Source organism: Streptomyces sp. Y7, from assembly GCF_043195415.1.
Classification (GTDB): domain Bacteria; phylum Actinomycetota; class Actinomycetes; order Streptomycetales; family Streptomycetaceae; genus Streptomyces.
In genome coordinates this window covers 16,946-38,359 of sequence record NZ_JBIDDQ010000001.1, presented here as the reverse complement: position 1 = coordinate 38,359, position 21,414 = coordinate 16,946, and the positions used below count along the sequence as shown (strand labels likewise).

The following is a 21,414-nucleotide window of genomic DNA, read 5'->3' as shown; positions in this document are numbered from 1 at the left end:
AGCCGCCCACCACCCATGGCACCTACTGAGCTGACACTCCGCCCCCACCAGAAGGAGGCGGTCGCCGCAGCCACCCGGACCCTCAACCAACACCCTCGCGCGAGTGTGATCGCGGCCTGCGGCACCGGCAAGACCCTGATCGCGGCCCGCACCACTGTCCGCATCGCGGCGCGCGGTCGAGTCCTGGTGCTGCTGCCGACCCTGGACCTCCTGTCCCAGACGATCCGTTCCTGGCGCCTGGCTGGCCGCAAGGGCACCGCGGTCGCAGTGTGCTCAGCCCGTCAGGCCCTCGACCACGAACCACTCGGCGCCAACGTCCCCCTCACCACCGACCCCGGCGAGCTGACCGCTCTCACCCCCACGTCACCCTCAGGCCCCGTCACGGCTTACGCCACCTACGCCTCCCTGCCCGCCGTGGTCACCGCCCACCGCGACCACCACCTGCCGCCCTGGGACCTGGTCGTTGTCGACGAGGCCCACCGCACTGCCGGCCGTCTGGGCAAGGCATGGGCCGCCGTCCACCACGACGACCAGGTCCCCGCCGCCCGCCGCCTGTACCTGACCGCCACACCGCGGATCTGGGACGCGGACGCCGAGCAGGATGGGGACACCGAGTCGGTGGCGTCCATGGATGACGAAGCCCTCTTCGGCCCGGTCGCCTACCGGCTCACCCTCTCCGACGCCATCGACCTCGGTCTGCTCGCCGACTACCAGATCCTTGTCCCCGTCGTCAGCGACGAAGACCTGCGCGACTGGCTCGCCACCGGGCCCGGTGCGGGAGTCGACGGACTGCGCTTGGCCGGCCGCCAGGTCGCTGCCCTGCGCGCCATCCACGACCACCGACTGCGCCGCGTCCTGACCTTCCACCACCGCGTGGCCGACGCCCGTGCCTTCGCCACCACTTTGCGCGACACTGCCGTCACCCTCCCCATCCACCTGCGCCCCATCCACCTGCGCCCCGCAGGGGTGTGGGCAGACTGGATCAGCGGCAGCCACACCCCCCAGGTCCTCCGCCGTCTCCTGCTGGAGTTCGCCTCCCACACCGATCCCCACACCCCGGCAGTCCTGTCCAACGCACGCGTGCTGGGGGAGGGCATCGACGTGCCGTCCATCGACGCGGTCGTCTTCGCCGACCCCAAAAGCAGCCCCGTCGACACGGTCCAGGCCGTCGGTCGCGCTCTGCGCCAGGAACCCGGCGCAGGAAAGAAGGCCACCCTCGTCGTCCCCGTCTATCTCACGCCCGGTGAAGACCCCGACGACCTCCTCGGTGCCGATGCCTACACTCCGCTGTGGCACACCATCCAGGCCCTGCGTGCCCACGACGACCGCCTCGAAGCACGCCTTGCCGATCCGCGTACGCACCGGCCCACCATGCCTCCCGAAGACCCCGAAGCCTGGCTGCACTTCGACCGCCCGACCCAGGCCGAAGACGTCGCTCTCGCCCTCTCTCTACGAGTCCTGGCTCCCAAGAGCGCCGAATGGCGCCGCGGCCTGAACGCTGCCCGCCGCTTCCACCGCACGCACCACCATCTCGATGTTCCGCAGACCTACGAAGACACCGCCGGCTACCCGCTGGGCCGCTGGCTGACCTGGCAGCGTCACCTCCGCACCACCGGCTCCCTCGATGTGGCCCGCACGCACGCTCTGGAACGCCTCGGCATCATCTGGGACCCTCGTCAGCAGGCGTTCGACCGCGGACTCGCTCACGCCGCCGCTTACGTCACCCGGCACGGACACCTCGCCGTCCCGGTCGACGAGACCCAAGACGGCTTTCCCCTCGGCCGCTGGCTGGCTACCCAGCGCACCCGCGCCGAGACCCTCACCGAAGAACGCGCCGCCGCTCTCAGGGCCCTGGATCCGCGGTGGAATCCCCCCTGGTCGATCACCTGGCAGCGTGCCTACCACACCGTCAGACGGCAGACGGAGAAAGCCGCGGCGGAGTCACCGCTGGGGAAGTGGCTCACCGCTCAGCGGATGCAGGCATGCGACCTTCACCCCGAGCAGCGCCGCCTTCTCATGGACGCGGGCCTGAGCCTGCCGACTGTGCCCGCATCCCGCGAGCAGGACATCAACCTGCCGGCGCGTGAGCGGGCTTTCCAGCGAGGACTGGCCGCCGCACGGGCGTTCCGCGACCGGGAAGGCCATCTCGACGTCCCCCAGCGGCACATCGAGGCGGTGGAAGACGATCAGGTGAGGCTGGGACAGTGGTTGAGTAACCTGCGCCGTCGGCGTTCCAGCCTCAGCCCGCAGAGGCAGACGGCACTGGCTGAGCTCGGTCTGTAACTGGCTCATCTTTTTGAGAACTAGCGAGTCGGTCCTGGGCAAGACTCCGAAAGCGCGACCAGGGCCTGCCTTCGGGCAATCGATTGCGATCGTCATTTGGGCGTACGTTGAACGAGAGGCAAAAGTGGCATGTTGCGCTCCAGCAAGGGCTTTCGACTGCGCGCAGGGTGAGATCGTTTGATGAACTTCAGCCAATTCCGTCCGCACTCTGAGCCCGCGCCACTCCTCCGCTTCACAGGATTCGCACAGACGGCACAGCTCCTGCAAGGCAATCTGTGACGCTCCGGTTTGGGGCAACTTTCAGCCAACTCTGTTTGTGTTGCAGAAACTGTCTCTTGTGGCACATGTTTGTACCGCGCCTACAGTGATCGCTTGCCGGCCCGTACGTGGGACCTAGACCATCCTCACCTTTCGGCCGGACTGCACGACCACTGCGGGGGGACCGTTTCACGCACCACGCCGTACGTCATGCCCCCCGCCCGCCATGTGCACGGGAACGGGGAGGAAGCGGTTATGGCAGGTGTGCCGAAGACGGCGAGGATGCTCGTCTGTCTTCTCATTTCGTGGAGCCTGTTGCTGACAGGTGCGGCTCACGCGCTCACCCCAAAGACTCCTGCGCCGGAAGCAAGAACGGCGGCGCAGCAGGACAAGGGGCCAAAGCCGGCCATGCGTCAGGAGGCAATGAACCTCGAAGAACGCAGGGCGCAGGTTGCGCGAGATTTCAGAGTCAGAAAGATAGATCCGGCCGAAAAGGAATTCCGCAAGAGAAGATCGACTCCGAAGGCGTCAGCCGCCGCCTCGGTGGTCCCATATAAAATCGAGGTAGATTCCAGCAAGCTGGTTGATGCTTCAGGGAATCAGATAGCGCACATGCGGTATCAGGGTGGGTATGAAACTTCCGGTGGGTACATCCCGAAGTCGGGAGATGTGTTCACCTACACGGCAGAGGTCTACTACAACTGGGAGGGATCTGAAGCTGCAGATCTAGAAGAAAAGGGCCCCCAGTCCATTGTAGTGATGCCCGAGGTGCTATGCCGCCCCGGCCTCACCGCGAACCCAGGAGCCAGGTCCGCGAGTCAGCGGCTCGGCAGCACTGAGGGAAAATGGCTTGGTGACCCAATTACGGTAACAGCCCCATCGTGGGTTCACTCAGAGCTCTGGGGTGGTGGGCCCTTCTCTCCGCCGAAGTCGCCGGGCGTGACGGTTTCCTTCACCTATAAATACGACCCTCAGGTGTGCCTGGACGGCGCAGAAAGGGGAGGGTCTAGGCCTACTGAATTTCATGTGTCCATTATGGGCAGGTCTGAAGATGGGAGCTGGCCTGAGTTCTCGTCAAACATATGGGCCGGTCGCGGCTTGGGTTATGCAGGCATCCCCGCAGATCAAACGTATGGATCTTCCTGTGACAGTAGCTCGGCAGCCGCAGCCCATTGTCAGACATTCCAAGGGGACGGTGTAAATACCGCCACTGGAGCATTCAGTCAAACGTACTCGGATGCTACATTGCCTGGCACGGTTCCGATTGATATCACTCGGAGCTATGCATCAAACAACAGGGCGACCAGCTCACTGGCTGCGGCCGACGGATCCCCTGGGATCCTCGGAGAAGGCTGGACAGCGCCATGGGATGCAAGGCTCGAGAAAAACAGTAACGGCGACATTGTTTTTCATGCCGAGGATGGCTCCCAATACCCTTTCTCGAAGAGCGGGGACACGTACCTAGCCCCAACCGTGGCGCATTCTGAACTCACCGCCACCGCTGATGGGTATCAGCTGAAGACGCCTGAGGGAAGGGTGGTCTCCTTTGATCAGGAAGGGCGTCTGACTCAAAGTACAGACAAGCAGGGGCGCGTGGTGCTTTATGGCCGCGATGCCGCAGGCTTGGTGTCGTCAGTGACATCGCCGTCCGGCCAGAAAGCCGAGTTTACGTATACCAATTCCCAGCTGGCGAATATCTCCCTGTCGGACGGCAGAAGAGTCTCCTACGCGTACACCGGCGGCAGGCTCTCACAGGTCACCCAGCCGGACGGCAATCGAGTCAACTACAGGTACGACTCTGCCGGGCGCATTAGCGCAGTCATTGACCAGCGTGGAAATGCGGCAGTGGCGAATGTGTACGACGCCACGGGAAGGGTCAAGGAGCAGACAGACGCACTCGGCAATAAGACACAATTCGCCTACAGGGGTGTTGAGACGGATGTCACTGCCCCGGATGGCGGCATCTGGACGGACGTCTACAATCAGAACGTTCTCCTGGCCCAGTACGACCCGTTCGGAAACAAAACCTCCTACGGATACACCTACAGGCTGGATCCCATAGAGGTGACCGATGCTCTCGGGAACAAGATAAACCGAGAGGTAGACGGTGCGGGACGCCTCAAGGAGATAAAGACAGCACTGTCGAGCCGATCGTGGACTTACAACACGTCCGGAAACATCTTCCTCTACACCAACGGAAACACCAAGAGGAGCTCGTACTCCTACGACGCCAAGAGCCAGCTCAGTGCGGCCACGAATGCTCTCGGCAAGAAGATCGCATTCACGCACACGGACCGAGGACAGCTCGAGACGGTCACAGACCCGCGTGGGAAGATCACCAAGTACGGGTATGACACGGCCGGTAACCGCACATCCCAGACGTTTCCTGACGGAGCTCGCCAGACTTGGGGCTATGACGCAGCGGGCCGTGTGACCAGCTCGACAGAGCCACGGGGCAACTTGTCAGGCGCCAACTCGGCGGACTTCACCACCAACTTCACCTACGACGACGCCGGCCGTCGCACCTCCACAAAGGATACGAACGGGAACACGACCCGCAACGAGTATGACGCCGCGGGGAATCTGACCTCGGAAACGAACGCCGCGGGCAAGGTCACCAGTTTTGTCCACGACGCTGCGAACCGGCTGACCGAGGTGAAGGACGCCACTGGCCGCGTAGCGAAGGTGACGTACGACGTCATGGGCAATGTGGCCTCGCGTACTGACACGTCGGGGGCGAAGACGGCCTACACCTATGACAAGGCTGGCCGTGTCCTGACGATGACTACCCCCAGGGGCAACATCGCGGGCGCAGATGCCGCCAAGTACACCTGGAAGTACGGCTACGACAAGGTCGGCAACCAGATCACTGTGACCGACCCAGCGGGCAGCACCACGAAGACCGACTACAACGCGGAGTACCGCCCGATCGCCAGTACGGACCCGCTCGGACGGGTGCGCAAAACCGAGTATGACCGCGAGGGAAATGTCACCAAGGCAACTGACTCCCTCGGCAAGACCACTTCCCACACCTATGACGCCAACAACCAACTCCTCACGACCACAGACCGCGGTAGCAAGCCCGTCACCTACACCTACGACGACGCCGGCAACCTCTCCTCCACGACCTCGCCGCTGGGCAACAAGACCACCTACGCCTACGACGACAACGGGCGCCTGACTACGACGGTGGAACCACGCGGCAACATCGCCGGGGCCGATCCCGCGCAGTACACGTGGAGCAGCGCATACGACGCTGCCGGCAATGTCCTGAGCCAGACGGACCCCTACGGGAGAAAGACCTTCACCAGCGCCTACGACGGTGACGGCCGCGTCGTCGAACGTACCGATGCACTGGGCAAGAAGACCGCCTACGAGCATGACGCGCTGGGGCGTCTGACGAAGGTCACCGCCCCGGACGGCGGCATCACCAGTCTCGACTACGACGCGCTGGGCAATCTGACTTCTCGCAAAGACGCCAACGGCCACACAGCCAACTTCGGCTACGACGAGGCGAGCCGCCTGACCAAGGTGACCGACCCTCTGGGCCGAGCCACCTCCTATGGCTATGACGCCGACGGCAACCGCACCACCATCACCAACGCCCGCGGGCAGAAGGTCGCCAACACCTACGACGCCCGCAACCTCCTGACGACGGCCACCTTCTCCGACGGCACGCCCACTGTCAGCTACACCTACGACGCGGCCGGCCAGCCCAAGACGATCAAGGACGGGACCGGCACCCGCACCGTCACCTACGACGATGAGGGACGCCCGCTGTCCATCACCTCTCCGGGCGCGACCAACCCGTTCAAGTACACCTACAACGACAACGGCACCGTCAAGAGCCGCACCTATCCTGACGGCCGGGCCATCACCTACGCCTACGACAGCGACAGCCAGATCGTCGGCCAGACCGCTGGCGGAAAGACCACCAGCTACACCTGGGACGCGGCCGGCAACCGCACCTCCACCAAACTTCCCACCACCACCCCCATCACCGAGGCCCGCACCTACGACAGAGCTGGCCGGCTCACCTCGGTTTCTGAGGGCACCGGCGCCCGCAACCTCGAACGCGACGCCGCGGGCCGTGTGATCAAGGACTACTTCAAGGACAGTGCAACCACCGGCCTCGCCGACCGCTACGCCTACGACGCAGTCGGCCGGATGACCCGCGCCTGCACAGACACCTCGTCCACCACCTCCTGCCTGACCGGCAGCAGTGGCAGCACCTACGCCTACGACAAGGTCGGCAACCTCGCCACCTCATCGACCAGTACCAGCACCCGCACCAATACCTACGACGCCGCCGACCAGCTCACCAAACGCGTCGAAGGCACCACCACGGTCGACTTCACCTACGACGCCGACGGCAATCTCACCAAGGACGCTGCCGGAACCTACATCTACGACCCGCTGAGCCGCCTGAAGACGGCAACCCTCGGTTCCGATGCCTACGCGTTCGTCAACGACGCCGATGGCAACCGCACCACCACGAACAAGAACGGCGCCCTCTCCCGCACCTCACGCTGGGACATCGTCAACCCCCTGCCACAGATCGCCACCGAAACCAACAGCACCGGCGCCCTGATCGCCGACTACCAGTACAACCCCGAAGGCGTCGCCGAATCCCAGAACCGCACCTCCGGCACCTTCTACATGCGCCACGACCGGCAGAACTCGATCAACGCGGTCTACGACGCGTCCGGCAAGGAGACCTACACCTACACCTACACGGCTTGGGGCGTCTCCAGCGGCAAGGAAAGCACTGCTGACGGCCAGAGCAGCATCTTCGGCTACACCGGCCAGTACAAAGACCCGATCCTGTCCGGACGGCTCTACCTGCGCGAACGCAGCTACGACCCGGGCAACCGACGCTTTACCACACCCGACCCCGAGCCCGCGGCCAACGACAGCCCCAATCCGACCCCGTACGCCTACGCCAACAACGACCCCATCAACCAGTCCGACCCCTCCGGCCGCTGCCCGCTCTGCATTAGCGTCGGCATAGGCGCAGCGATCGGCACTGCCGTCGAGGGCGGCATCTACAGCTGGCAGCACCGCAACGGCGGATTCACCTGGGGAGGCCTCGCCAAGGCTGGTGCACAAGGAGCCGCCACGGGCGCCGTCGCCGGCGCTCTCATGCCGGGCGCGGGTCACGTCGCCGCCCGCTCGCTAGGCCTGAGCGGAGGCCGCGGCCTCGCAGCCTCCACTGCAGTCAACTCGGCCGTAGGAGCAGGATTCTCCTGGGGCCTCAACGAGGTTCACTGCCGACCCACCACTCCGTGGGACCTAGTGATCGGCGCCGCAGGCGGCGGCAGCAGCAGTCTCATCGGCCCGGCCTTCAGCTGGCTCAAGAACCGCCTCTTCGCGCCGACCGTCACGGTCTCGGCACACACGAATCGGTTGAGCGGCTATGCCTACCGAGGGCTGCGCGCCGACGAAGACCCCAGTCAAGGATTGCGAGCAGCCGGTACCAACCCAGACGTCCAAGCCTGGCAGCACGTCGTCCAGGACAACGACTCCCCGTGGATATCCCTCTCCCGTGACCCGAACGTTGCATGGAAGTACAGCGGCCAAGGACAGAAGACCATCGTAGCCGTGGATCTCTCCAAGCTGGGCTCGGAGACGATCGACGCGGCCGCCAACCTTCGGGTCCCACACGAGTTCTACAACTTCGCAAAGGATGCTGCATGGCGCGATAAGGAGATTCTGGTCAAGTTCACTGTCCCCGCTGAAGCCATCGTCATGCGCTGGCCAGCTGGTACAGACTTCGACCAGATCCTCAGAGACATATCCGAAGTGAATTAGGAGCAGCGAACGGTATAGTGTGGGTCCGGAACTGATGAATTTCCGGACCCACACTTCGGCATTCTCCGAGAAATGAGAAGGGTGCTCTATGCCTTCGCAGTCATGGGAGCTAAAAAGCAGAAGCACGCTGCTTGGAATCGTCTCGCTGGCCGAGATCGACCAACCCTGGTTCCGGTGCGAGTTCGCCCCAAGCGAGGGTTGGCAAGAATTTGAGTACCTCTTTCAAGAACAGGCTGCTGCGGTCGACAGTGGGGACCAGCAAAGGATGATGGAAGCCATCGGAGCTGTCCGTGGCCTCCAACTCGAGCTTCAGCCTCAAGAGGACGACGGCGAGGCCATCACGCCGATCATGATTCAAATCAGAGGAAATGAGGCGAACTTCCGGTACTGAGCTACCAGCCTCAGTGTGAGCCTGCGCGGCGTTGACCTGCCAAGAGCCGGCTCGACCGGCCGCTGAGGGGCACCCGCTGCCGCCCACGCTCTGGTCTTCATCCGAACGGGACTTGACCCTAGCGCGTGCCGACATGATCCCGGTTCTTTGATCTAGAAAGCCCACAACTGGAGAGATCGCCCTCCAGTGGCGGCAGCATGGTACGGGGCGGGGCCGTGAAGTATCTGCACTGCGCGTTCGCTGCTCATGGAGGCGGACTGACAGCCGGGACCTCGCTCGGTCAGCCGAGGCGGTGACCCGTGTTAGCGGAACAGGCGGCAAGTGGGCTGAATGGACACGCCGTTCTGGTGAACCCAGGAGGCGAGAGGGCCCGGCAGCCTGGGTCGCATCTCGCGCTGTCGGAGGGTGGGACCGCCAGTCATGGGGATACCCCGTGCGTCGACGCGTACCGCACGGCCGGGCCGCCTGCTGGCCCTCCGGGAGGAGGCCAGCAAGCGGCTGGTGTCCATCGGGCGCAGGCTCGTTACCCTACAGACTGACACATCAACCCGGCACATCGCACAGAGCCGTCAGGCGTCCTCTTGGCGTCTCCTCAGACGTATGTCAAGTAGGTCTGTCACGGTGCTTCCGAGTGTGAGACCGGAGTAGACCTCGAGCCATGAGTCCAACTCTCCTGCGATACCTCGGTCGCTGACCTTCCCTTGAAACCAGCGGGCTTCCGGTAGCAGAACGACCATTGGCTGAAGGTCTGAGTCTCCGTCTACGCGGACTGCGTGATCGAATTCCGCTCCTTCCAGACCTGCCGCCAGCGCATCCTGATAGCGCTTACGTTGCGCACCGGCCACCTCCAAGGCCTGCGCACGGGTGAGGCGGAAGCACCGCAGCGTTCGGGCTATCACGGCATCAACCTGCAGGGAGGGCGGAACTACGTCAGCGCTGTCCTCGACCGCCTTGCGCGCGATCTTGATGTACGCGCGTGTGACAATCAGCGGATCAAAGGCATCCAGTTCCTGTTCCACGAAGTTCAGCAGCTTCGACGCGAAGTGGAGACGCACCGTGAGGTCGATGCCAGGCTCTTGATTGACGGGATAGTAGTCCGTGCAGGCGATGTCGAGGAGGGCGAAAATCCACTGACCTACGGATTTCGGCGGTGCGCTGCTCCACAGACCCTGCGAGAGTTCGGCGGAGTCGAGCCTGACAAGTGCGCGATAGTCGATCATCGGATTGTTCACGGATGATCACCATCCAAATTTTCTGACGGCTTGGTCAGGCACGGTTACGCCTGCATTGCGGAATGCGTCTACACCCGACTGAAGGAAGGAATCTGTGTTGTCCTCAAGCCAGGGAAAGTAGTGGCCGCTCTGATCGGTGATGAGTGCGACTCTTCCGCCTTCGAACGTCACATCGCCCGCCCCCTGTACCGGCCCGCCACCGAACAGTACTGAGTGTTTGATCTTATCGGACACGTTGGCCAGGATGCGAAGGTTTCCGTTGGGTCCGACGGCCCACAGGTAGGTGCCTCCGCTTCTCACCGCGTCACCGAAGGCTTGGGTGCCTGCGCTGATAGGCGCTACACCGGCGGAGGCCGCGTCGGCGAGTTCCCTGGCTAGCAGGCTGGAGTCTTCCGCGTAGTGGTTGGGGTAGGTGTTGGGGCCATCGGGGGCATGAGCTGAGACGGTGATCCGCGGCGCTACTGCGGCGCGCCTCCAGCCGGTGAGGCCGCCGATGCCGACGAGGGCGATCTGTTGGGTGAGTTCGTCGGCGGTGTCGGCGTACAGGTCGGCCAGGGCGTCGCAGCCTTGCTGGCGGAGCATGTACTCGGCGCGGTAGAGGCGGTAGGCGGGGCGGACGGGGAGGTATTTGTCGACGAAAGCGCCGGCTCCGCCGTTCTCGCCGGTGAAGGCGTAGTGTGCGTCCCCGAGGAAGACGAAGGGGGACTTGAAGACGTCGACGAAGGCGTTTCCGAAGATGCCGAGTGCTTCGCCGAAGCTGTCGACGCGTTCGTTGTTGGGGTCGTCGGGGGTCAGGCCGCTGGGGTCGGTCAGGAGGCTGGGGACGTTGTCGGCGTAGGCGTAGGCCGACACGTACGGGTTGCTGCGGTCGGGGGTTGCGGGATCGGGGCGGTTGAAGCGGCCGGTGGTGGTGTTGTACTGGCGGGCGTGCAGGTCGAGGTTGCCGGTGGTGGTCTCGTAGCGGGCGCCTGTGTAGGACGGGGTGTCGGCGGGGGCGCCGCTGGTGACGGTGTTCAGTACGCGGGTGCCGTAGGGGTCGTAGGCCCAGCGCTGGTGCAGGGTGCCGGTGCTGCCGGCGACGTCGACGGGGGAGCCCTGGGTGTCGTGGTGGTAGTAGAAGAGCGCGCCGGCACCGGTCTTGGTGGCGGCGGGCTGGCCGAGCGGGTCGTAGCGGTAGGACTGCTTGATGGCCCAGGCGCTGTCGTACTCGGTGGCGCGGATCGGCAGCGGGGCGTTGGGGTCCCACTGGGTGCGTGCGGTGACCGTGCCGTCCTTGGCGGTGGTGACCTGGTTTCCGCTGGCGTCGTGGTCGTAGGTGTAGTTGGCGCCTGCGACGGTGGCGGCGGAGATCTGCCCGGCCAGGTCGTGGGTGTAGGTGTCGGCGCCTGCTGTGGTCTGGTTGCCCTCGGCGTCGTAGTCGTAGGCGGTGGTTGCGCTGCCGGTGGTGCTCGAGGTGAGCTGGTCGGCGGCGTCGTAGGCGTAGCTGGTGCTGGTGGTTCCGAGGGCGGAGGTGAGCCGGTTGCCGACCTTGTCGTAGGTGTAGGAGGTGGTGCGGCCGGCGGCGCATCCGGTGACCCAGGGCTGCGGGAAGCAGCCGGAGGCAAGGCGGCCGGCGGCATCGTAGGTGAGGTCGTAGCCGCCGGTGCCGACGCTGGCGCGGGTGACGTCGACGCGGGTGGGCAGGCCGCCCGCGGACAGGGTCAGCGCGGTCTTGGTGACAGTCGTGCCGGCCTTGGAGGAGGTGACGGCCGTCAGACGGCCGGCCCGGTCGTAGGCGCGGTCTTCCGTCTCGGTGTTGGGCAGCGCCGACTTGGTGAGGTTGTTCGCCGCATCCCAGCTGTAGGTGGTGGTGCCCCCGTCGGCCGCCATCGTGGAGGTACGGCCGTCGTTGTCGTAGCCGTAGGTGATGGTGTTGCCGTCGGAGTACTTGCGGGTGAGCATCTGCCCGGCGGCGTCGTAGGTGTAGGAGAAGCCGCGGGTCTTGGTCAGGTTGCCGACCTCGTCGTAGACGAAGTCCTCCGAGACCTTCGAGTTGGCGCGCGCGGTCATGCGCCCGGCTTTGTCGTAGCCAAAGGTCGCGTCGGGAGTGCCGTCCGAGTAGTCGATCTTGGTGAGCAGGCCGCGCGGGTCGAACGTGTAGCTGGTGGAGCCTCGGGGCGTGGTCTTCTTCGTGAGGTTGCTGTCCGCGTCGTAGGTGTACGCCGTCGCCCGGTCGAGCGGGTCGGTGACCGAGGTCAGACGGCGGGCCTCGTCGTAGCCGTAGGCGGTGGCGTGGTTGTTGGCGTCGGTGCGCTTGGTGACGTTGCCGACGGTGTCGTAGTCATAGGCGGTGTCGGCTCCGCCGGGGGCGGTGACGGTGGTGAGCTGGTCGAGCTTGTCGTAGCCGTACGCAGTGGCGCGCTTGTCGGCGTCGGTGCGCTTGGTGACGTTGCCGACCGCGTCGTATGCCGTGCTCGTCACGCCGCCGAGCGGGGCGGTGACGGAGGTGAGGTTGCCGACCGGGTCGTAGTCGTAGGTGGTGGTGTACTGGGCGGGGTCGGCGCCGGTGGCGTTGCCGCGCGGGTCGACGGCGGTGGCCTGGCGTCCGTCGTCGTCGTAGGTCCAGCTCTCCTTGCCGCCCAGCGGGGAGGTGCGGCTGAGCAGGTTGCCGTCGGCGTCGTAGCCATAGGCGGTCGTCTTGGTGAGCTGATTGGTGCTGCTGGTCAGCCGGTTGTTCTTGTCGTAGACGGAGGTGACCGTCTTGCCTTTGGCATCCGTGATCTTGGTGACGTTGTGGTTGCCGTCGTAGGTGTAGCCGGTGGTGTTGCCCTCAGGGTCGGTGACCACTAGGGGCCGGTTGATCGCGTCGTACGTCGTCGTGGTGAACGCGCCGGTGGGACCGGTGACCTTGGTGCGGTTGCCCGCCGCGTCGTAGGTGTAGGTCGTGGTGTAGGCGGCCGGGTCGGCGCCGGTGACGTTGCCGCGCGGTGAGACCGTGGTGAGCAGGCGGCCGACCTTGTCGTAGGTGTAGCTCGTCTTGTTGCCCGTGGCGTCAGTCTCGGAGGCCAGACGGCCGGCGGCGTCGTAGGTGCGCGTGACGAACTTGCCGGACGGATCGGTGGTCCGGGTCAGGTGCCCGGCGTCGTCGTAGTCGAAGGCGGTGATGTTGCCCGCCGGGTTCTTCGCGGAAGTCAGCTGCTCGGCGCCGTTGTAGCCGTAGGTGGTGGTGCGGCCCAGCGGGTCGATGGCCGAGCTGAGTAGTCCGCGGCCGTCGTAGGCGTACTTGGTCGTGAAGGCGGCCGGGTCGGCGCCGGAGACGTTGCCGCGCGGGTCGGTCTTGGAGGTGATGCGGCCCGCGCCGTCGTAGGCGAAGGTCGTCTTCTCACCCAGCGGCGTGGTAACGGAGGTCCGGTTGCCGCCCGCGTCGTAGCCATAGGTGGTGGCCTTGCCGCGCGGGGTCGTGACCGTCGCGATGGCACCCAGGGCGGTGTACGTGTAGGCGATCTTGCCGCCCAGCGGGTCCGTGGTCGTGGTCAGCTGGTTCGACGTGTTGTACGCGTAGGTGGTCTTGTAAGTGCGACCGTCGGTGTGGCTGGTGATGTTGCCGGCGCTGTCGTAGGTCCAGCTCTCCGAGTAGCCGAGCGCCGAGGGTGCGCTGCGGGTGAGCATCCGCCCGGCGCTGTCGTACGTCATCGCCGTGGTGTTGCCGCGCTGGTCGGTGATGCTGACCGGGCGCAGGAAGCGGTCGTAGTCGTAGGTGATGCGCTTGCCGTACGGGTCGATGGTCTCGATCAGGACGTTGCCGGAGTACACATCCGTCCACACCCCGCCGTCGGGTGCGGTGGTGTGGGACTCGCGGCTGCCGTCCCAGGTGAACGTGGTCTTCTTGTTGTTCTGGTCGGTCTGGGATGTGATGCGGCCGCTGGTGTCGTAGCCGTTGGTGACCTTGCCGCCCGCCGGGTCGGTGTAGGACGACAGCCGCTTGTTCGCGTCGTACGTGTACGACGACGCCTTGCCCGCCGGGTCGGTGACGGAGGTGAGCAGTCCGTCCGTATAGCCGTAGGAGACCGAAGTGCTGTCCGGCAGGTTCACCTTGGACAGCAGGTTGTCGGCGCCGACGGTGAAGGTGGTGGTGCGGCCGGCGGCGTCCTTGACGGAGGCGAGTTTGCCGGACGCGTACGTCAGGCTCAGTCCCTTGCCGGCGGTGTCGACCAGGGAGGTGAGCTGACCGCTGCTGCTGAAGGTCCGCTTGGTGTGGTCGGGCGTGGTGAGGGTGTAGTCACTGGTGCCCTTGACCAGCTTGGCTGCCGAACCTGCGGGAGCGGTGTATGTCCCGTCGCTCGCTTTGGTGAAGGCGAACTTCGCCCCGTCGTCGGCCTGGTAGGTGACCTTGTCGGTGGCGATCGTCAGCTTCGCGTCGAAGGGGGTGGCCCACCCGCGCCCGAGGAGGCCAGTCGCGCTGGAGTCGGAACGGTAGGTCCGCTCCAGCGACACCTGCTTGCCGACGCCGACGAGTTGGGCGTCGGTGAGCTGCTCGAAGAACATGCCGGTCGCGGTGTTGACCGGGTCGGCGCGGTGGGCCTGCGCGTAGCAGGTGCAGATGCCGGCCTGGGCGCCGGGGATGTCCGGGGTGTAGAACGCCTCCACCAGCGGTGAGGTGGTGCCGTTCGAACTCCAGCTGCCGTCCGAGCCCTTGAGGAAGATCCAGGAGTAGTACTTCTTACCGTCCTGGAGATGGCCGCCGAGCTTGTTCGTGCTCCACCAGAAACACTGGTCGGCCGGGTAGGAGGTGCTGCCCCACCAGCCGTAGCACCAGGCGCCGTTCTCCAGGAACTTCCCCGTGGGGTCACCGGTTGCCTTGCTGACTTCCTGGTCGAAGACGATGTTCCCGGCCTCGTCCAGGACGTACATCCACAGCCCGGAGTACGAGGAGGCGGTGCCGGTGGAGAACTTCAGCTGGCCGCCGATGGACAGGTACGCCGGATACGCGGTGGCATAAGCCGTCACCCACGCCGGATCCGCAGTCGCCGCGGCGGCTAACGGCGCGGCTTCGCCGCTCCCCAAGTCGGCTGCTGGGCCTCGTTTGGCAGGCTTCTCGGGGCGGGCGTGCGGTTTGCCCGACGGTCTCTTGGCGGGCGGGTCCACGAACTGGCGCATGGGCGACAGCTCGTCCCGGTCACGCTTCACCTGCTGACGCCGCTCGGCCAGCGTCATGGCCTTGGGCGGTTTGGGGAGGTCAGCCGCAGTCCTGACCTGAGCCTGACCGACGGCCGCCGTGGCCGTGGAGGCGAGTTGGTTCCGGGGCGAGGCCCACGAGGGGACCACGCCCGCTATCGCCAGGAGGGTCAGGGCAAGTGCGGCTGTGACGAGTCTTCGCGCTGTTGTGCGCATTTTGCATCACCTGTGGGGCAGAAGTGAAAAGGGATCGACCGGGTGATGCTTGATCCAGGGATCCTTCGAACTAACGCGCCATGAGGGATACGGCTGGAACGCGATGGTGGCCCGGGAACGAGTCGACCGCTTGTGCCTGGTCAGGTAGGCAAATCGATGCGACCGGCACGTGAGATGGCGTGAACAGGCTCACGCATGAATACGGCGGTGTATATGAACGGGTCGCCAGCGGCAGGTAAACGGCAGGATTTGATTCGACAAGGCAGTGAGGAGGGGGCAATTCCTCATCCTGTTCTGCCGACCGTGGGATGCGGAAAGAGTCGCCTGCAACCATGCACGCCGCATCACCGTCATTTCAGATCCATAGCCGGCGGCAGCTGTGAACGGCCAGCTCTGGACGTCGTTCCGTCGGCCCCGCACCAACGTCCGTCAACGGCCCTCAAATCTGACCCAGGCCCCGCGTTTTTCAGAACGGCTCATTTCTCTCGGCAACCTTCACGATCTGCGGATGAACAAGTCACCATTCTCTGGCGCCCAGTGATCAGTGCCTGCCACACTCCCCACGTCTGATCAACTCAGCCGAAACCGGGGAGTGACGCATGGCATTAGCCATACGGACCAAGACGTTCATCGCCATCGGCGCAGCGCTTGCTGCACTCGGCGGGGCCGCCGCCCAGGCAGCTACGGCGACACCACTGTCCCAGGCGAAGACGCAGCTACCGCACGCGGTGCACCAAGCGGCGAGTGACGTGCGGGAGGTGGACGTCGAAGTCAGCAGTCAGGGCTTCCCGTTCAGCCTCACCCGCATCTACCACTGGGAGCCACAAGCCCCATCGGGCCTGCTGGGCAAGGGCTGGAGACTCACCTTCGAGTCCCGGCTCGTCCTGTCCTCAGACACAGTGACCCTCGATGACGCGGACGGCACCGACACCGTCTTCACGCGACAGCCCGACGGCTCGTATACCGCGCCGGAGGGTGTGTCCTACGCATTGGCAGCCGTGACCGGCGGGGGCTACGCCCTGACCACGCCCAACGGTCCAACCCGCACCTTCGACGCGGCCGGACGTCTGACAGGCCTGGTAGACGCGGCTGGCGAAGGCCTGCGACTGGCCTACACCTCAACCGGACGCATCGCCTCTGCCACCGATGCCGAGGGACGTACGGCAGCCTTCTCCACCGACAGCGCAGGACGTCTACTGCGTGTCACCCTCTCCGACGGCCGACGCGTCACGTACCTGTACACCAGCCAGAGCTACCTGTCGGCAGTGGCAGGCGTGGACGGCACCATCCGGACCTACACCTATGACGCGCAGGGACGCCTCATCGTCTGACGCAAGATATCGGCCGACTTCGGCGCACGCCAGATTCAAGGAAGGTCACGAGAATCCGCTCACTAGTCGCGGGTGAGCTGCCCGCCGCTTCGATGATCGGCCGTCAGTCCTGCGGCGGTGCCCCCCGGCAAACGTGCCGCAAGTTCGCTGCGTGAGCGAATGCCGAGCTCGGATGACCGCCTTCGGGCAATCGAATGCGATCGGATGCAGCTGGTTTGCCTGTTTGGTGCCGCGCAGCCCTTCCTCCCGGTCACGATGGAGGGCATGCAACTCGGGGGGCGCCGGTACCGGCGTGTGTGGCGGGCCGTCATGGCCGTGGGCGGCCTCACCACGACGGCATGTGCCGTCTGGGTGGCGTACGCCCTCCAGCGCGGTGGCCTGGAACCCGCCGATACCGCAGGCGTGGTGGGCCTGGTGTTCGGCGTGGCCGGATTCTGGGCGGCAGTGGCTGCGCTGCGTCAAAAGCCCTGGGACCAGCCTGATCTCGCGGCAGCAACCGAGGCTCTGGCACGCAACGTCATGCGCCTGGAGGAAGAGTCCCTCCACCAGCTGCGGGGCGCCGACTTCCCGGCGATCGACCTCGCCTTCACCCTGCGCGATCAATACCGGCGCGCAGAGGTACGCAATGAGTCCGGCACACTGCAACACGGACGGCTGAGCGAGGCATCGGCATTCTTCCGCGCCGCCCGGCCCCGACGTCTGGTCATCACCGGCGGCGCCGGGGCCGGAAAGACCGTACTGGCGGCTTCCCTGGTACTAGCTCTGCTCGAGGAGCGGCAGGCCCACGAGCCCGTGCCAGTTCGCCTGTCGCTGGCGGGCTGGGACACCGCACGCCCCCTGGGCGAGTGGATGGTGGAACACCTGGTCCGGGACCGGGGCTTCGACCTCCATCCAGCCGTGGCCACGGCACTGGTCGAGCACCACCGGGTGCTGCCCGTACTGGACGGGCTCGACGAGATGGACGCCGAGACAACCCCGGTCGACCAGTCCAGAGCCCGGGCCGCGCTGCGTGCCCTCAACAGCATGCCCCAGGGAAGCGGCCCGGCATCCGCCGTGCTGACCTGCAGGCACGACCGCTACGCCGAACTTGCCGGCCACGGATACCAACTACGGGACGCAGCCTGGGTCCACCTGCAACCGGTCGCCCTGGACGTCGCGGTCGACTATCTGAAGCGGCGCGACAGCGACGGCCGGTGGGAGACTGCGTTGACTGAACTCACCACAGGCCATGCCCCAGTACTTCAACAGGTGCTGACCACACCCTGGCGACTGACGCTCGCCGCGACCGTCTACGCCGAGGACGGCGACCCCGCAGAACTGACCGCGTTCACCACGGCCGCCGAGGCTGACACCCACCTGCTGCGTCGCTTCGTCCCGGCAGCCAGCCGCCTCCATCTCCCTGCCTCCAGCCACCACTACGCAGACCAGATCCACCGATGGCTGCACATCCTGGCGGCCTACCTGACCACCCCACCGCCAGGCGCCGGCCCGGTCGGCGCCGACCTCATCCTGCACCGCCTGTGGCCCATTGCAGGACCGCGTAAAGCCCGCTACGCCCACGCCGTTGTCGCCACCCTCATTCTCACAGCGGCCGTCGGCCTGCTCAGCGCCCTGTCGTTGCTCTCGCCGACCGCGCCTCCGCTCGCCTTCCTGGCCGCTGCCGGAGCGACCGTCTGCCTGCTGAGCCTGCGGCGGTGGACGCAGAAATGGCCACGCCCGCACAGGCCGGCCGGCGTGCATCGTCTCCGTACGGTTGAGTCGATCCTCCTGGCCACGAAATCTGCGTTCTCGGCCTTGCTGGTCGTGGCAGCGTCAGGCGGTTTCTTCCTTGGCACCGAGCATGCTGTGGCCTACCTGTCCGAGCCGCACCGGCCGGACTGGTACGTGCCGGTGCTGGTGGTTGCAGCAGCAGTGGTTGCCGCGCTGGCCGTGCTGACAGCAGCGTCGTCCTTCACACGCTGGCTCGCCGAGTTGTCCGACGCCACTCCGGACCGTGTCACCACGCCGCGCAAGACGCTCACCAATGATCTGATTGCGGGAACGCTGACCTCACTCGCCTTCTCCCTCATCGCTGGTGTCACTGCCGGCCTGACCATGGGGCTCTGGTTCGGCCTCGGACTCGCTCTGGCAGCACTCGCAGGCGTCGTGATCGTGGCTGATGCCTGGATGCGTTACGTCGTTCTCCTCCTGTGCACTCGGCGGCGCCTGCCGTGGCAGCTAGCCGCCTTCATGGACTGGGCCTACGACGCCGGACTCCTGCGGATCTCGGGCACCGCCTACCAGTTCCGCCACCGCGAGCTTCAGGACTGGCTCGCGGCCAACCCCCACCCCGTCTCCTGAGACGTGTCTTCGGCAGGCTTGAGCGATTCATGGCATAGGCCGGGCAGGCCGCCATCTGAACGCCCCAGAAGTTCGGGACCAGCGAGGATGCGCTGCAACTGGCGGTCATACTCTGAGGGGCACCTCCGCGCACCAGCTCGAGCTCAAGTCTTTTGCGCCATTTCCGATGCCCTACGTCGAGGGCCGGCACCGTCTTCGATGCCGCCCTGGCGTACGACCACAGGACACAAGGGGCTCCGACAGGCACCGAATGGCTTCCTGTCCAGGCGCTCCGGCCTGCCCCGATTTCCCTCGGTTATCAGCAAAACCTCCCGCGGCAGGCATCCCATTAGTTACGGTCTGTACTCACAGGACCGCCAGCTAGTTCAGCCCCCGACAACCGTTTCCCACCACCAGTCGGCGGTGCCTGGCTCGGCAAGAACGACACAGGGAACAGTTGATGACCGACAACGACTCTGAGCCCCCCGGCGCCGCCAGCACCGCGTTCGGCCGTGTTTCCGCCGCTGTGCCCGGTTGGCAGTCGTCTGCAGGCCTCCTCGCTAGCGGCGCCGAGGACGAGGTGGGGAAGGTGGCCGGCACCGAGGACTCCACTCCGCTGAAGTTCCATGTGGCGCTGTCTCCAGACGCCTATCTGCAGCTCGACGACGTGGTCAGCACTCGCCGAGAGATCCCCGGGCGAGGCATGATCGTGACCTCCGGTGTGGTGACCGAGGTCGTCGCCCGCCACGAGGGCGCCGCGTTCGGCTCGGATGTCTTCCTCATCGCCGACGGAATCCTGCCGGCGACGGTGCAGGAAATCGCCGAGGTCACCACCACCCGCGTCGACCCCGAGTGCTACGTCCCACCACGCCCCGGCGAGGTCGCCGTCCGGGCCGCGGGCATGGCCCGGGACGCCGCGCTGTACTTCGACCGGATGGACGCACGCATCCCCGCCGGCATCGGCCGTGACGGCGAACCGATCTACCTCAACCTCGAGTTCCTCGACGGCACCCGCGGCGCCCACGTATCGATCTCGGGCATCTCAGGAGTGGCAACCAAGACCAGCTTCGCACTGTTCTTGATGCACTCGCTGTTCACCTCGGGCGCCCTTGGCGCCCGTGCTGTCAACGCCAAGGCCCTGATCTTCTCGGTCAAGGGCGAGGACCTGCTGTTCGTCGACCAGCCCAACACTCGTCTCGACGAGAGCCTGCGAGCCCAGTACGCCCAACTCCGCCTGCCCGCCAGCCCTTTCGCCTCGGCCGGCTTCTACGCCCCGCCGCTGCCCGGTGACACCACCGGCCGCCCCCACGTCACCGGCAGGACCAGCGGCGTCACCGCCTTCTGGTGGACCCTGGCCGAGTTCTGCCAACGCGAGCTGCTGCCGTATGTGTTCGCCGACGTCGAGGACGAGAAGAACCAATACACGATCGTCGTGCACCAGGTCACCAGCCGACTGCGCCGCGAGTCCCAGCCCGCCGGCAACGACGGCGCGGTCACCATCGACGGAACCATCCTCCGCACCTGGCCCGACCTGGTCGACTTCATCTGCGACAAGGTCACCGACGACCTCACCCGCGCGGACTGGGCGGGCCCGGCCATCGGCCTGGGCACGGTGAACGCGTTCGTGCGACGGCTGCGATCGTCCCAGCGGCCGCTCGGGCCCCTGCTGCGCGGCGACCTGAGCACGGTCACCGACCACCCCGTTTCACACTCCATCGACACCTCGCAGCAGCAGGTCACCGTGGTGGACCTGCACAACCTGCCGGAACGGGCCCAGCGGTTCGTTGTCGGTGTCGTGCTGGCCGCGGAGACCGCCCGCAAGGAGCAAGCCGGCCCGGGCGGACTGCTGTTCACCATGGTCGACGAACTCAACAAATACGCGCCTCGCGAGGGCTCTTCCCCGATCAAGGACGTCCTGCTGGACATCGCCGAACGCGGCCGCTCGCTCGGCATCATCCTCATCGGCGCCCAGCAGACCGCCTCCGAGGTGGAACGGCGCATCGTCTCCAACTCCTCGATCAAGATCGTCGGCCGGCTCGACGCCGCCGAGGCTGGCCGACCCGAGTACGGCTTCCTGCCCCCCTCGCAGCGCCAGCGCGCCACGCTCGCCAGGCCCGGCACCATGTTCATCTCCCAACCGGAGATCCCGGTGCCGCTGGCCGTCGAATTCCCCTTCCCTGCCTGGGCCACCCGGCTCTCCGAAGTCGCAGACCCCACCTTCACCACCAGCACCTCCACAGCGGGCCAGACCACCGGCGGCGCAGCGCGACCGGACCCGTTCAACAGGCTGCCCAGGCCCGAGAACGATCCGTGGCCCGACGACACCGACGACGGCGCCATCGACGAGCCGCCCTTCTGACGACTGCCACCGCACTCCGCGGCCCACTGACGCGACACGCTGCTCTGCCTCAGCCACCCG

Annotated in this window: 8 protein-coding genes and 1 pseudogene; 7 read left to right on the top strand and 2 right to left on the bottom strand. The window is 65.8% G+C overall.

Translation table 11 applies throughout. The annotated features are described in order from the left end of the window. The first annotated feature begins 15 nt into the window (after window positions 1-15). The 4 genes and pseudogenes from ACGFW6_RS00110 to ACGFW6_RS00095 all read left to right on the top strand — a co-directional run bounded on the left by ACGFW6_RS00110 (window position 16) and on the right by ACGFW6_RS00095 (window position 8,743). Window positions 16-2,283, top strand: a complete 2,268-nt coding sequence (locus ACGFW6_RS00110; protein ID WP_393502785.1) for a Helicase associated domain protein — start codon at window positions 16-18, stop codon at window positions 2,281-2,283. A gap of 468 nt (window positions 2,284-2,751) precedes the next feature. Further along, a pseudogene (locus ACGFW6_RS00105) lies at window positions 2,752-3,969 on the top strand (DUF6531 domain-containing protein); the annotation flags it as partial. A gap of 45 nt (window positions 3,970-4,014) precedes the next feature. Then, window positions 4,015-8,352, top strand: coding sequence for an RHS repeat-associated core domain-containing protein (locus ACGFW6_RS00100; protein ID WP_393505012.1), 4,338 nt, complete (start codon window positions 4,015-4,017; stop codon window positions 8,350-8,352). Window positions 8,353-8,440: 88 nt separating this feature from the next. After that, window positions 8,441-8,743, top strand: a complete 303-nt coding sequence (locus ACGFW6_RS00095; protein ID WP_393502784.1) for a hypothetical protein — start codon at window positions 8,441-8,443, stop codon at window positions 8,741-8,743. A gap of 569 nt (window positions 8,744-9,312) precedes the next feature. Here ACGFW6_RS00095 and ACGFW6_RS00090 read toward each other — a convergent pair. Both ACGFW6_RS00090 and ACGFW6_RS00085 read right to left on the bottom strand, forming a co-directional pair. After that, the gene (locus ACGFW6_RS00090) at window positions 9,313-9,975 is read right to left on the bottom strand and encodes a hypothetical protein (protein ID WP_393502782.1); all 663 of its coding nucleotides are present in this window, start codon (window positions 9,973-9,975) and stop codon (window positions 9,313-9,315) included. Between the two features lie 6 nt (window positions 9,976-9,981). Continuing rightward, window positions 9,982-15,168, bottom strand: a complete 5,187-nt coding sequence (locus ACGFW6_RS00085) for a DUF6531 domain-containing protein (protein ID WP_393505010.1) — start codon at window positions 15,166-15,168, stop codon at window positions 9,982-9,984. A 776-nt stretch (window positions 15,169-15,944) separates the two neighbouring features. Here ACGFW6_RS00085 and ACGFW6_RS00080 point away from each other — a divergent pair. The 3 genes from ACGFW6_RS00080 (at window position 15,945) to ACGFW6_RS00070 (ending at window position 21,354) form a co-directional block, all read left to right on the top strand. Beyond that, window positions 15,945-16,676 (top strand): DUF6531 domain-containing protein, encoded by a 732-nt coding sequence (locus ACGFW6_RS00080; RefSeq protein WP_393502780.1) that lies wholly within the window; start codon window positions 15,945-15,947, stop codon window positions 16,674-16,676. 351 nt (window positions 16,677-17,027) lie between these two features. Further along, window positions 17,028-19,016: an NACHT domain-containing protein gene (locus tag ACGFW6_RS00075; RefSeq protein WP_393502778.1), complete on the top strand. Its 1,989-nt coding sequence runs from the start codon at window positions 17,028-17,030 to the stop codon at window positions 19,014-19,016. A 568-nt stretch (window positions 19,017-19,584) separates the two neighbouring features. Then, entirely contained in the window at window positions 19,585-21,354 is a 1,770-nt protein-coding gene (locus ACGFW6_RS00070; RefSeq protein ID WP_393502776.1) for an ATP-binding protein, read from the top strand. The last annotated feature ends 60 nt before the right edge of the window (window positions 21,355-21,414 follow it).